The organism is Vibrio sp. 1402 (assembly GCF_033340275.1).
The window spans coordinates 483,826-499,535 of sequence record NZ_JAWOWE010000002.1 but is presented as its reverse complement, the minus strand read 5'-3'; the positions used below and the strand labels follow the sequence as shown (position 1 = coordinate 499,535).

3 protein-coding genes are annotated in these 15,710 nt (G+C 44.2%); all 3 read right to left on the bottom strand.

What is annotated here, in order from left to right; all coding sequences use genetic code 11:
* Positions 1-5 precede the first annotated feature (5 nt).
* Genes R7044_RS05645 through R7044_RS05635 form a run of 3 tightly spaced genes read right to left on the bottom strand, consistent with a single transcriptional unit; the run spans position 6 to position 15,624 of the window.
* Positions 6-1,319 carry an HlyD family type I secretion periplasmic adaptor subunit gene (locus R7044_RS05645; RefSeq protein ID WP_132936631.1) on the bottom strand — a complete coding sequence of 438 codons (1,314 nt, stop codon included), beginning with the start codon at positions 1,317-1,319 and terminating at the stop codon, positions 6-8.
* On the bottom strand, positions 1,316-3,487 hold the full coding sequence (locus R7044_RS05640; protein WP_205460936.1) for a type I secretion system permease/ATPase: 2,172 nt from the start codon (positions 3,485-3,487) through the stop codon (positions 1,316-1,318). Before R7044_RS05640 ends, R7044_RS05645 begins: the two co-directional genes overlap by 4 nt.
* Positions 3,484-15,624 (bottom strand): Ig-like domain-containing protein, encoded by a 12,141-nt coding sequence (locus tag R7044_RS05635; RefSeq protein WP_225455403.1) that lies wholly within the window; start codon positions 15,622-15,624, stop codon positions 3,484-3,486. Before R7044_RS05635 ends, R7044_RS05640 begins: the two co-directional genes overlap by 4 nt.
* Positions 15,625-15,710: the final 86 nt, after the last annotated feature.

The window sequence follows — 15,710 nt, the reverse complement described above, 5'->3', positions numbered from 1 at the left end:
TATGTCTATCTTTCTCTGAGCGAATTCTCTTTCGCACGTAATATAGGTTTTAACCAATAATTCAGTACTGTTTTTTCTCCTGTAAGAATGTCTACCACAACCTGCATTCCCGGGATGATCGTAAACTTATCATCAACCTTGAAAGTAACGTTGGCACGGTAGTAGGCATTGCCCTCTTCATTTTGAAGTGCATCGGCGCTTACGTAGGTCACTTCTCCTTCTAGGCCTCCGTAAATGACAAAGTCATAGGCAGACAACTTTACCGTTGCCGGCAGGCCAGGCCTTATGAAGGCGATATTCTGAGGAGAAATTCTCGCTTCAACGATTAACGTGCTATTACGAGGGACTATTTCTAAAATAGGCTCACCCGGCTTAACCACACCTCCGATGGTTCTGACAAAAACATCTTTGATGGTTCCATCGACCGGAGAAAGTAACTGCGTTCGATTCAACTGATCCGCAATCGCCTGACGACTTTCATTGAGCTGCGCTAGTTGCGTCACAACTTCATTGAGCTGCCCTTGTGCCTCTGCCCTAAAAGCAAGCGCAGTACCACGATAATCTGCGATGGATTCAGAATACACAGCCCTTTGCTTTTGGACAGCAGCTTGTGAACTCGCGATGTCTCCTTTGAGCTTTATAACGTCTCTATTCAGTTTTAATAATTCCACTTCAGCTACCGCGCCACTAGAAACCACCTCTCTCAGCATATCTCGCTCTTTCGAGACAATAACCAGACTGCTTTTTAGTGTTTGAATGGTATTCAAGGTATCTAGATAAGCTTGCGATTGTTGCTCAATTCGCAATTTAGCCTCCTCCAGCTCAGACTCCAGTTGGCTCAACCGCTCAAGATAGTTTGCTTTGGCATTCAGATAGGCAGAGTGGCCGGTCATCGAAATATCAAATGTCTGAGGCTCGATACTCACTTGTTGTTTCCAATCCAGTTGGAGGCTATTCACTTTTACCGTTTCTAATTCAATTTGAAGCCTCTGCTTTCTGGCGAGCAAAGATTCAACTTGTTCAGAGGTCTCCGAATAGGTCGACTTAAACCTTGTATCATCCAGAATAGCGATGGTTTGCCCCTTAGTGACGCTTTCACCAGGCATGACAAGTAACTCCTTTAGAATGCCTCCCTCTAAGCTCTGAATCGTCTGAACAGACAAAGTAGGAACAACCTTTCCTTCGCCGACAACCACTTCGTCTAACCTCGCCCACGAGGCCCAAATAATCACACTTAGCACTAACGCGGCAGACAACCAAATCAACGTTCTCGAACGGTTTGCTAAATGAGCATTACTCCAACGAACTGTGCTCATCATTGACCTCCTTCGCGTACAATTGATACTGCGCGTACTCTGTTCGTTTTCGCGTTAGACTGTTGTTTAGCAAAAATTTCTTGGGGCGATCCTTCCCTCAAAATTGTGCCTTTATCAAGCACAACAATTCGATCACAAAGCGATAATAAGGAATGTTTATGAGAGCTAATAATCATCGTCGTCGAGTGCGGCAACGATTTGAGAGCATTAAACAATGCATTCTCAGCAGGCTGGTCTAAGGAACTGGTTGGCTCGTCTAAAATTAATGCTGCTGGGTTTCGATAAAAAGCTCTTGAAATCGCTACAGCTTGCCTTTGCCCCCCCGACAAATAACGCCCTCCTTCTCCGACTTGCGTTTCTAGACCATGAGGAAGGCGACTCATGTACTGGTTCAAACCCGATAATTCTATCGCACGGCGTAAACGTTCTTGATCAATAACATGATGTCCTAATACTATGTTTTCCATAATGCTGCCGTATATAAGATGCGAATCTTGGCCAACCCAACCCGTTTTCTCTCTTATCAATTCGGCGGGCCAAAGCTGACTGTCAATGTCATCAAAATAAACGCTACCCTGTAAGGTACTGAGTTGATTGGTAATAATAGAAAGGAGTGTAGACTTTCCGGCTCCTGCACTACCAATAACGCCAACGCGTTCGCCTTGCTTGATAGTAAGATTAATATCTCTCAAACATGGCATATCAACATCTGGGTATTGGAAGCTCACGTTTTCTAAACGTATATTCCCTGTAAATTCGGCAGACGTAATGACCTGACTGCGTTGCACCTCCTGAGGTAAAGACATGATAGAATTTAAGCCTTCAACCGCTGTTTTTGTCTGTTGATAGCGAAGTAACAGCATAGCTAACTGGTTAATCGCCCCTGCAGCACGACCGCTAAGCATGACAATAGCAATGAGCCCCCCCATGCTGAGCAATCCCTCAGAAATTCTGTACACGCCTGTTACAAGTAACATTACGGTAATTATCTGCTGGCTAGATTGAATGGAGTAAGCAACGATATTCGAATAGTTTCGCGATTGATTTTGCCAATCAGAAAGCATGGATACCGTTTGCTCCCAACGCTTTTGTGCTTCTCCCGTAGCGTTATTTTGCTTAATCTCTTTTAAAGAGGACAATGAATCAAACAAGTGAGCTTGTCGCTTCATGGATAGTGCAGCACTTTCCGTATGTGATTGTTCTATTTTTGTTTTTACCGCAAAGCCAAGGATCAGCAGGGTAAACATGACGGCAATAGGTATGAACATCATTGCCCCACCTAGCCAACCTATTAAGACTAAAAATAACAACGTAAATGGGAGATCAACTAAGGTCACAAGAGATGCAGAAGTAAAAAAATCGCGAACACTATCAAAATCTTGTAGTTGTCGAGCGAATGCACCGACTGATGCAGGACGGTGTTCAAGTTTCATCCCCATAACTTTAGAAAAAAGTATCGAAGAAAGCTTGTTATCGATGTACTTACCCGCGGTATCAGTGACAACTCCCCTTGCTTTACGCAATAGCCAATCAAAAATAATGATGACGGAGACACCAGCGACCAAAACCCATAATGTACTGAAAGCTTGATTAGGCACTACACGATCGTAAACGTTCATAGTGAAAAGCGGAATAACTAGCGCTAGCGTATTGATAAGGAAAGAGGCAATCAAAAGATCTCGATACCACGGAGACATTTCTTTCACTACGGCGAAAAGCCAATGTTCATTATAATCCGCTTGAATAGAACTTATCCGTTTGTCCAGCTCTGGACGCATAGAAACTTGCCATGCTTGAGGCTGGAATTGATTATGCAGTTCCTCGCTCGTGACGTATTGCGTTTCACCTTGATCTTCACTAAATAACGTGACTTGATAATCGCTGTTATGTCGCTCAGATATAATAGCGGGTTGTAACGTCTTCCTATTGATTACCACCAATGGAAAGCTCAACATTGCGGTGGATTTTAAATCGATTAATGTGAGTTCAAGATCGGCTCGCTCAGCGGCTCTGATGAATAAGTCACTATCCAATCTACCCTCAACAAGAGGTAATCCAGAAAGCACCTTTTTTGTATGGTGTCTAACCTCAAAATAACGCATCAACCAAGTTAACGATTGCCCCCAAGGATCGTTAGTTAGCTCACTTGATGAGGATGAGTGATGCTTCATGACATACCACCTACTAGCAAGTTGTTGTCATCAATCATCTTCTGTAAGACATTTTCTTCGGCTACGCCAGTCGAGTCACCTTTGTAAAGCTGATCGAGAGTGACGCCCTGCATAAGAATCTGTTGTTTTGTCCCCGTCTCTTCTGGTTTTATGTGAAGCGTTACGCCATCATCATTCTCTGTTAAATCGAGCTTATTATCGACTTCTGTTATCGAGGTAGCGGTGATTATCGAGGCGATGTCAATTGTGTCATTATCATCACCAATAACGGATATTTGGAAATCGTTGATCACATCGTACGAGGGCTTTAACTCGTTACCGAGCCCTGAACTGTCAAACTGGAATACATCGCTGCCACTTCCTCCAATAAGCAAATCATTAGCATCTGTCGCAAGTAATGTTTGGCCCCCCTCTTCCACTAAGGCAACATTGACTACCTGAGCAGAACCTTCTGCGACAGTGGCGCCCAGTGTTGCAATCGGTTTTATCGACAACGTAAAATCACTTGCACCGCTAAACCCGCCAACGATGGAAAGATCAGCGACATCCTCTTGATCAACAGCATAAATGCCGTTCAATCTTTCACCATGACTCAACTCTAGATCTGTTGGTAATCCGCGAATCTCCACACTTCCAAACTCTTCGGGTGCAGGGTTGACTAAATTCATGCTCAACCCTAAAGGAATACTCCCAGACGCTTCAGACACAATAGACTGATAATCGGCCGTTAGTGTTGGCTCATCAGCTTCAGGGGTAACAACAATGGTTAGATCGGTGGTTTGCACATCTCCAAAATCGGTTTCGAGTGTCCCTGACACTATCGCTTGATCAAACGTTCTAACATTGAGAGCAACACCCATCGTTCCAAATGCATCCTTCGGAACGAACTCCAAACCTGACACTTCATTTGCTCGCACTAATACCGTCGCCACGGCATTGCCCGCGTCATCGAAGGTAAAGGATGAGAATTGAGTTCCAATACGAATCCTACCTAAGCCTTCCAATGCAGAGGGTTCAGAGCTTGCTTTGATCAACATCGACACTTCTATATATTCGTTGCTATTTGTTTCAAAACCGCTCGCTAAAAAGTCAATCGAAATGGAATCACCTTCATCTCCAGTGAACGTGTTAGAGGTTGTATTCAACGATACATCATCGCCAATCGGTTTTACGCCGACGTTGAACTGAGAAGTGGTATAGTTATAGTCGTTTGATCCAGACTCTTGGGTAATAGCTTGCAGTGTTAGTGAAATATCCCCACTAAAATCTAGTGGCGGTAGAAAGTAAACCTTATCAAGTTGTGCTTGAGTTAGCTGCCACTCCTTGCTCTCACCATCCGTTGAACCGTTATCAGGGAGTAATTCGAACGTCCCATTATTGTCCCAAACCAACACGGCTCCGTCTGGCACTCCTGTCATGACCAAAGACATCGACTCAGAACCATCTTGATCGATTAATGATGCAGATAAGTTTCCTAAATAAATATAATTATCTTCATTACCAACTACGTCTTCTGTTTCCAGAACCGCTTTATCAACCACTGGGGCAATGGTAACGGTAACTTCTGTTGATTTAGTTTGAGTATCTTTCGCACTGTCAGTACTTAAACAACTTCCCGTGACTTCATCAGTAATGTTTGCGTCAACGGAAATAACAAGCTCTCCACTGTAGTTTTCAGGTGGGATTAACTGAATTTCGTTTAGACGCGTAACATCTGTCACTACCCATGTTCCATCACCGTTGTCAATGAGTAGGCTCGGGTCCACGGCAGTAAACCGCGCATTCTCGTCAGACACCGATAAAGAAACCCAATTGACACTTTCAAGGCCAGTCGCTGCGTCACCTTCTCCAGTAATGGACTGCATTGGCCCTTCACTATCGCCCAATACAAGAGCAAGATTCAGGTTGGTTATAGTATCTTCTTGAACCGTAACTTGGCTTGGTGCTATCGCGATATCATCGACAACAGGAGAGATTTGTACCGTAATGGTCTGAGCGGTTGTTTTCGAGTCACCATCGCATGGGGCCGTTTCTGTCACTTCTAAATTGAAAGTAATGCAACCAGCAAAGTCCTCATCCACGCCAGTAAGCGTCAAGGAAGACAATCCAGCGCTAGAAATTGAATAACCCAACAGATTGCCCGTATTATCATAAGCAGGTATCACACCTTCGCCAGTAAGCTCGACTCCTTCAGGTAAAGAATCTGCGGCGACAAAGAAGGAAACTAAGTTATCATCACTACTCGCCACATCAGGGTTTAAAAACGCCCCAATTGAGACATCTTCACCTTCTTTACCTACAATATCCCCACTTTGAACGCTTCCCGGTTCACCAGGATCAGCACACTGGTCTCCATCTCCTTCATGGCCAGTAATTTGAATTTGGAACTGACCTGTGATGTATTGAGCATCCGTTCCATCTCGAACATACGCTAACACATTCACATCAAGTATCTCTGTGTTAGATGGGCTATAAATCGATGCGCCAGCAAGCAAATCTTGAGCGGTTTCCAACACGCTATCACTTGTGATTCCTTCCATTGGAATCAGCCAGTTCCCATCGGCATCTTGAGAAGCACCATTCGGATGAGTAACAATGAGGTCTTGACCCTGCGGTATCTGTAAAACGATGTAATCGAGATACTCTGAACCATCAATATCCGCTTCTGTAAATGTAATGCCTCCACTCACGTCAACAGCAGACCCATCCGTACTTGTGAATACTTCAGTCGCGCCTTCTAAACGTGTTTTGTCAATATCTTCATTACCAATATCCACTTTTCCAGAAACCACGACGCTCAAAGAGCCGTTGATTGCCTTTACATCAGTCTCCATCGTCGGAGACGTGTCTGTCACTTCGTACTGAACTTCCAGGCTAAACGTCCCACTTAGGTCTTCATTAGCTTTTACAGTGATTCGTCCACTGTTTAACAACTCAGATAATGTTGCCGAGCTACCATCGAGTAGTTCATTGAGTTCTAACGGTAAATTACTTTCCTCTACTGCATTACCATCAAAGTAAAGTGTTAAGCCATCTGAAATGGATACAATGGTGTATCCTGTCAAGGACTCACTAGAATCTATATCTTGATTAACGACAGGCTCAAGATTTAGTGTGATGAAATTGTCCTCAATACCATTGCTTTGTAATTCTTGACCGTCAGTTTGATCAACAATAGGTAAGATTTCCATTTCCACTTTAAGAGGGGTTTCAGCAGAATCACCATCCGGCTCTGTTGAAACGACGATAACATCCATGCTCAGTGTTCCACTAAAATCTTGCTCTGTTTTGAGGTAAGTGTTTTCAAGAACAGCGTTCGAGACCTGATAAACTGGCCCCGTTATTGGGTCCACGTATGCAATTGGAAGAGCAATAGGGTCACCATTTACATCTGTCAGTTGTGTTCCCACAGGGATGTTCTGAAGCAAGATATTAATTTCTTCTGATAGATCGTCGTCTGATGTCTGGATGATAAAATCCAGTTGTATCAGGTTATCTTCGTCTAACGTAGAGAGATTACTAATTACTTTAGTCGCTTGATCATATTGCCAATTCCCCTGTCCACCATCTAGGACAATTGGTTCATCGACCACGCCTTTTAGCTTAATGTCAATGGTTGCAGATTGGCTCTCGGCGGTTTCATTAAGAGGTGCTAAGCCATCAATAGTCGACTCTGTTGAAATGGCGGTTACTTGAAGGGATAGAGATTCAGTAAATGAGCTGATATCCGATTTTGGTTGAAGTAACGCCTCCGAATTGGCTAGAGCATTGGAGGTCACTAGGTAGGTATTAATACCGATAAGCGTAATCCCAGCTCCGACAGGCAATGTCCAACCATCTTGAACTTCTATGCGATAAGACAGAGACTCCGAGCCATCTGTGTCAGTGAGCCGCCCTAAGATGTACTCTTTTAAGTCAATCGCTTGGTCTTCAAGCCCCTGAATGTTTTTAACGGTCAGCGCAGGCACATCGGCATCTGGAGATATATCGATAACAACTTGCTCAGTGATCTCCGCTGTTTTATCTTGCTCATCGGCAAACACACTACCCGACTCAGTCGTTACTGCCGTTACATCAAAAGTAAATCTTCCGGCTAAGTTTTCGTTAGATGTGATTTCAATTTGATCTAACTCGGATTGGCTATACGATTTCCCTTCCTCAATAGCACTTCCGTTAAGTGTTAATATAAGTCCATCTGGAATATTCGAAATTTGGTAGTGGAGCGTTTCAGAACCGTCTTGGTCAAACTTTTCAGCGACAATATTGAGCGAAAGTGATTCAGCGGAATCTTCAACACTTTGATAAGAAAAGTCCGAATCATTAGACCACTCTGGCAAATCTGCAACCGGTAAGACGTTAACATTTAACGTGTTATTGCCTTGTAATACAAAACCATCTGGTTCGACATCAGATACGATTAATGCAGACACTGCTAACGAAACTTTGATAGTGTTGCCCGACAGGTTTAGCGCTGGTTGATAAGTGAGATCACCATTTGGAACGGTGAATATACCCACCCCCATTAGCTCTGTACCAGAAAGACTAATAAATCCGTCATTATCATCATCTTCAAGGCGCACTCCGTCTAAAAACAGAGCCCCTCCTTGTAGAGATTCAACAGAGATCCTTATCGCTTCAACACGCTCATTATTCTCCGTATCCCCAGGAGAAACTCTAATCGGTAACGCGACTGGCGTGGGGTCTCCACTATTATTCGCGCCATTATCTTCTAACGTATCTACATTAACGGTTCGAATAAAACCCCTGGCATCATCAAGAATTAATTGAGCTTCACTGCTTGCTTGGTCACCGTCTGCATCCGTCACAGTTATCGTTAGATCATCAAGCAAACCACCTACAGGCGTATTAACAATAAGCTCGGTAGTTAGCGTAAATGTCCCATCTTGAGCAATAGTCAGCGTTCCATATTTTAAGTTACCATCACTACTATTGATTAAATCGATGGTCCAAGCATCATTGCTAAATACCGAACTCGCCGTATCGTATGTTTCACCTGCATAGGTCAAACTTGAAATCAACGTGCCATCTGAACTGATTAAGTCGGCATTATTGCTAAACCAGTTTCCCGAAAACTCATCCCCCTCGGTAAGTTCAATTTCTATTGGTGAGCTTGTGTCTTCAGGGATATCATCTACTACACTAACGGTATATGTCTCAGCTTCAGACTGGTCGCCATCCTTATCAACGGCATAAATTGAAAAACTGAGTTCTAATGTGTTCTCGTCCGCTGGAACACCGTCAGGTTCATCGTGTTCAAGTGCACGGTATAGATCAAACTCGACAGTCCCATCGGTATTAAATCTAATTCTAAAGACGTCTTGCTCGCTTTCATCTCTTGCATATAACCAACCATTCGAGTCCGGTGAATCAAGCGAAACCAGGCTACCACTACTTGTTTTATAGCCGAGCGCATTGAACATATCGATATTCACGCTCACACTGGCGATAGAGTCTGAACCTTGTAATAGCGTAATGGATGGTGACGAGCCCTCGATGCCAGAATCAAGCGAATCATCATTCAACCCGCTTTCATTGACTGTGATTCCCTCTGTAATTACTAGTTCCGGAAACAAGCCATCATAGACCAGTATGTTGGACTCCGTAGAGATCTCGCTTCCATCAGAATCTCTCGCCACGATGGGCATAGAGATCGACAATTGCGTCCCATCACCTAAAACATGGTCAAGCGAGTGATAAAGCTCTACAGTTACATTAACGGTAGACGTATCATTTGATGGCAAAGAGAAGTCACTAGGTAACGTGACCCTAAATACAACGTCTCCAGTGTCTGAAATTGCGTCAAAGCTTCCATCATTGTTATCGTACCAAGTGGCAGCCTCTCCGTTATAAGTAACAGCATCACCAAGCGTAGTTTTGACAGTATCTCCATCATTTATGTCAACACCCAGATACACAATCGGATCGAATGATGACGTAACTATCACATCCGTATTCGCTATGGCTGAAACACCATCAGGAGCAATGTTTGTATCGACAGGTGTTTCGGTTAACTCGACATTGCCACTATTGATTAGCGCTTGTTCATTGTCGTTATCTATCACATTAATGTCTAAAACGACCGACGTGTTATCTTGGTCTGAGTCCATTGCAGTAACAACGAGAGGCACGTTTGGATCAGTATTTTCTTGTTGGTCGAGAGCCTGAAAAAGCTCAAAGGAGTAGGTAATGTCGCTATTTGCATCAATAGGTAATGAAGCATTGAGGGTAGCTTGAAAGATGGGAATCTGAGTTTGCCCATCTTCGTCAAGAATATAACCATCAAGTGTTTTGCCATCCGCAGAGACTTGATAAAGCACAACTTGTTCACCACTCGTCAACAAGGGTTGTTCAGAGACGATGAACGACAAAGATTCGAGGTAATCACTGCCAACCTCAACTTGAAAATTCCCTGAGCTCAACACACTTCCATTTGCGAGATCAGATTCTTTTACTTCTACCCCATTCAAATTATTTAAAGTTGGGTCTGCGCCATCCTTTAGAACATAGTCAATTTCATTCTCTACAAGCGGTGTGGCATCTAAATCTACGCCACCAATGGTCAACGGGAAAGTGACCATATCACTGCTATTGAATTGATCGATAGGGTGCTCAAGAGTAAGCGAAATTGATGCTAATACATCGTTACCCGACTCAACGCCACTCAATGTTAACGTAAATACAGTGACACCATTCGCAAATGCTGTAATTTGCTTTCCACTGGAACTTAACGTGTAGCTAAGCTCATTATCAGAGACTGAGCTTGTAAGCCCTAATGCTTCTAACTTAGTAATAGATGACCCACCGAAATACAAACTACTCGGATCAGGGTTGTCAGATCCCGCAACAATATTGACAGTTCCTTCAAAGTTCAATATCGGGCCATCCAAAGGGACTTCTGTTACGTCTATAGTCGCATTGCCTACGTAACCTGCTTGTCCATCACTAATATCAATGGTCGCGTTAGCCAAGCCATAGTCTTGGGAGTCATCTGCAGCTAAATAGCTGAAAGAAACACTTTGCTCGACCGAATGATCTAGGTTTCGACCTGCATCAAACTGCCAAGAGCCATCAGAAAATACGGTTAATTCGCCTTTTTCTAAACTAAAACTTACGGATCCCCCCTCTAGAATTGACTTCTGCTCCCCGCCAGCCTCTACAAATTTCACATAAAGTGTTCCATCAAGATCAATATCATTTTCAAGTAGATTGCCCGTAATTGTTTGATCTTCTACGACTGAGTATGTGTCATCTCTAATCACCGGATCAGAGTCATAAATAGTAATCGTTAACGGTGCCACAACCGTCTCTTGTGTGCCGTCAGCATCACTTTGAGTGCTTTCAACCAATACGTTAGTCACCAGCTCATCTTGACCTACACCATGATCAATCGCTTCATAAAAAGTAATTTGAACCGTACCATCATCATTGACCTCTGCTGAGAAAACTAATCGGTCGTCAGTCGATGTTCCTTGTAAGCTCAACCCATCTTCTGCAACAACAACATTTATAGATTGACCGACCGATGTAAGCGCGCTCAAACTTGGCTGCTCTGCATGCAGTGCTGGCACACCATTTTCTATGTTGATGGCTGCCGAGCTGCTTTGCTCACCAAAAAATCCAACGATGTTTTCAGAAAATACCGTTGAACCGGGTAGCACTATTGTCGGCATGGTATCGACCACGTGGTTGCCGGCGGCATCCAACACTTCTGCTTCAATGGTCCACGTGTTGTTTAGATTGAGAGTGTTTACGTCAATTCCGGTTACTGTCCACGAACCTGAGGCATCAACGAGGCCAGTAAAATTCAGCGTGCTGTCTCCGTCACTTACCCGAATCGTCACTGCCAGACCTTGCTCTACACCACTGGTTGTCCCTCTCATTTCCGTGACTATACCCTCACGGAAATCATCAATGGCAAGGCCACCGCTAATATAAAAATCCGTATCGATATCAATGGTGGGAGCAGTGGCATCTATGGTCGTAGCCTCATCCATCGCTTTCGCTTGGTTGCCCGCCACATCATTCACGGAGGCAGATACGGTTAACGCCCCATCGGCTAACGTGGATAAGTTCGCCCCTTCGACTTGCCACATACCATCAACGACAACGGTATTGAACGAGAGCATCACCCCCAAGCTGTCTTGAACCGTGACAGAAACCGTCTGACCATTTTCAACATCACTGACTTGCCCTGACAAAGTGACAGATTGGCGCTCTTCAGTGTTTAAATAGCCGTCTCCGCCATCGTCAACGTCCACCGTCACACTTGCGAGCGTATCTTTGATGATGGTGTTTTCACTGGTTGTAGGGTTGCCCGCTATATCAATACTCTCAGCAACAACTGTCAGCGTACCTTCAGACAATCCAGAAAGGTCAACGTCGTCCAGAGACCAACTTCCACCAGTCACCACCGTTTCTAAGTTTATGACCGCTCCTAACGAGTCGGTTACCGTAACTTGGATACGCTGGCCATCTTCAATGTTTTCAATCGTCCCTTCGAGGCGAGTAGTCGCGATTTCGTACTGATTTAAATACTCATCCCCTCCACCATCAAAATTGACGTTCACCGTTGCAAGCGTATCTTTAATGGTCGTATCGACGGCGTTCAGGTTATTGCCATAAATGTCAGAAACCACAGAAGTCACCGTAAGCGGCCCTTCGGCAAGAGAAGACAGATCAACGCCTGATAGGGTATAAGCCTCGTTCTCTACGGTCGTTGTAACAGTAATGGAATTATTGAGGCTGTCGGTAATGGTGATAGTAACAAGCCACTCATCGCTTATCTTGAGTGCGTCACCTTGAATCGTGACACTAGGAACTTCAAACTGGTTTTCGTATCCATCACCACCATCAAGAATATCTACTGTTAAAGAGGCATCATCGTTCAAACCTTCTATTGCCTCTAAGGTAATATCCAGTGTTACGGAGGTGGTGTCACCGTCTGAATCTGTTGCATTAACTAACAATGGTATATCCAGGATTTGATCTTTTGACAGATCGAAAGAGCGATATAATTCAAAGGAATACTCTATTTCACTACTAGACTCTAAAGGTAATGTGGACAATAGTTTCGATTGAAAAATATTTACTTCCACCCCACCTTCTAAGATATAGCCAGTAATTGTCGTACCGTCATCAGACAGACGGTAAAGCAACTCACTTTCACTACTCACTAATGTGGGCTGGTTTAATTCGCTAAATCGAAGAGAGTCAACATAATCACTCCCGATATCGAGTTGAAGGCTCCCAGTCTTAAAGATTGCCCCACTTTCTAGATTAATCTCTTCCATTGCAACGACAGTCAAGTTGCTCAACGTAGGATCAACACCATCTTTCAACACGAAATCAATTTCATTCTCTACAAGCGGTGTGGAGTCTAGATCTGTCCCTCCAATGATCAGCGGGAAAGTGACCGTATCACTACTATTGAATTGATCGATAGGATGATCAAGAGTAAGCGAGATTGAAGCTAGTACATCGTTACCCGACTCAATGCCACTCAATGTTAACGTAAATACAGTGACACCATTGGCAAATGCTGTGATTTGCTTTCCACTGGAACTTAACGTGTAGCTAAGCTCATTATCAGAGACTGAGCTTGTAAGCCCTAATGCCTCTAACTTAGTAATGGATGCCCCACCAAAATACAAACTAGTCGGATCAGGGTTATCAGAGCCAGCAATCACATTAACACTGCCTTCGGTGGTTAATAATGCCTCTCCCAGAGGTACTTCTGCTGCGTTTATAGTAGCGCTGCCTACATAACCCGCTTGGCCATCTATAATGTCGATAGTTGCGGTTGCTACACCGTAATCTTTTGAATCATCGGCTGCGAGATAATCAAAAACGAGACTTTGCTCAACCGTGTGATCTAAGTTGCGACTGGCATTCAACTGCCAAGAGCCATCTGAAAATACGGTTAATTCACCCTTCTCTAGACTAAAACTTACTGAGCCACCATCAGGGACAGACTGGATCTCTCCTCCGGCTCTGACATATCGAATGTACAAGTCACCATCAATATCAATGTCATTCTCCAGTACATTGCCAGAAATGACTTGGCCTTCGGTTACACTATATGACTCATTTTCGATCACTGGATCGGCATCAAGGATGGCGATTTCTAGGGGAGCCACAACAGCCTCTTGTGTGCCGTCAGCATCACTTTGAATGCTTTCAACCAATACGTTAGTCACCAGCTCATCTTGACCTACACCATGATCAATCGCTTCATAAAAAGTAATTTGAACCGTACCATCATCATTGACCTCTGCTGAGAAAACTAATCGGTCGTCAGTCGATGTTCCTTGTAAGCTCAACCCATCTTCTGCAACAACAACATTTATAGATTGACCGACCGATGTAAGCGCGCTCAAACTTGGCTGCTCTGCATGCAGTGCTGGCACACCATTTTCTATGTTGATGGCTGCCGAGCTGCTTTGCTCACCAAAAAATCCAACGATGTTTTCAGAAAATACCGTTGAACCGGGTAGCACTATTGTCGGCATGGTATCGACCACGTGGTTGCCGGCGGCATCCAACACTTCTGCTTCAATGGTCCACGTGTTGTTTAGATTGAGAGTGTTTACGTCAATTCCGGTTACTGTCCACGAACCTGAGGCATCAACGAGGCCAGTAAAATTCAGCGTGCTGTCTCCGTCACTTACCCGAATCGTCACTGCCAGACCTTGCTCTACACCACTGGTTGTCCCTCTCATTTCCGTGACTATACCCTCACGGAAATCATCAATGGCAAGGCCACCGCTAATATAAAAATCCGTATCGATATCAATGGTGGGAGCAGTGGCATCTATGGTCGTAGCCTCATCCATCGCTTTCGCTTGGTTGCCCGCCACATCATTCACGGAGGCAGATACGGTTAACGCCCCATCGGCTAACGTGGATAAGTTCGCCCCTTCGACTTGCCACATACCATCAACGACAACGGTATTGAACGAGAGCATCACCCCCAAGCTGTCTTGAACCGTGACAGAAACCGTCTGACCATTTTCAACATCACTGACTTGCCCTGACAAAGTGACAGATTGGCGCTCTTCAGTGTTTAAATAGCCGTCTCCGCCATCGTCAACGTCCACCGTCACACTTGCGAGCGTATCTTTGATGATGGTGTTTTCACTGGTTGTAGGGTTGCCCGCTATATCAATACTCTCAGCAACAACTGTCAGCGTACCTTCAGACAATCCAGAAAGGTCAACGTCGTCCAGAGACCAACTTCCACCAGTCACCACCGTTTCTAAGTTTATGACCGCTCCTAACGAGTCGGTTACCGTAACTTGGATACGCTGGCCATCTTCAATGTTTTCAATCGTCCCTTCGAGGCGAGTAGTCGCGATTTCGTACTGATTTAAATACTCATCCCCTCCACCATCAAAATTGACGTTCACCGTTGCAAGCGTATCTTTAATGGTCGTATCGACGGCGTTCAGGTTATTGCCATAAATGTCAGAAACCACAGAAGTCACCGTAAGCGGCCCTTCGGCAAGAGAAGACAGATCAACGCCTGATAGGGTATAAGCCTCGTTCTCTACGGTCGTTGTAACAGTAATGGAATTATTGAGGCTGTCGGTAATGGTGATAGTAACAAGCCACTCATCGCTTATCTTGAGTGCGTCACCTTGAATCGTGACACTAGGAACTTCAAACTGGTTTTCGTATCCATCGCCGCCATCAAGAATATCCACCGTTAATATAGCATCGGGATTCAACCGCTCAGGAGCCTGAGTCTCAGAAGTTGGGTTCTCTCTTTCTTGCACTGCTGGCCTAGTAACATAGCCATTAGAAACGAGTTGCTCAGGTAAAACAGCGCGAATATAGGCAACAAAACTTAACCCACCAGAAGACTCACTAAAATCTCGAACGCTCTGATTAAAAGTGGATTCAATACCGTTTTGAGATGCAATTAAAAGATCATTCGAACTCGATTCATCCTCACTTGTTGTATCTTCATTAAATGCAATATCGAGAATGTCAGTATTAAGAACAACCACCTCTACTTCTGGAACTAATTGTTCGTTGGGCAACATTTGGATCCAAGAACCGTCACTTAAAACCGCCCAAAGAACATTACCGATTTGAATGTAGAGTATTGGCTGCATAATTCGCCCCATATGAAACAACGAACTTTAAGTATGGTCGACGAATATGACTGTTCAAATGAAACTAGAAAAAACATGGCCCTAAA

Excerpts from the sequence above, each read along its gene's own strand:
- R7044_RS05640 (WP_205460936.1), bottom strand. The coding sequence starts at position 3,487 with ATGAAGCATCACTCATCCTCATCAAGTGAGCTAACTAACGATCCTTGG.
- R7044_RS05635 (WP_225455403.1), bottom strand. The coding sequence starts at position 15,624 with ATGCAGCCAATACTCTACATTCAAATCGGTAATGTTCTTTGGGCGGTT.
- R7044_RS05645 (WP_132936631.1), bottom strand. The coding sequence starts at position 1,319 with ATGATGAGCACAGTTCGTTGGAGTAATGCTCATTTAGCAAACCGTTCG.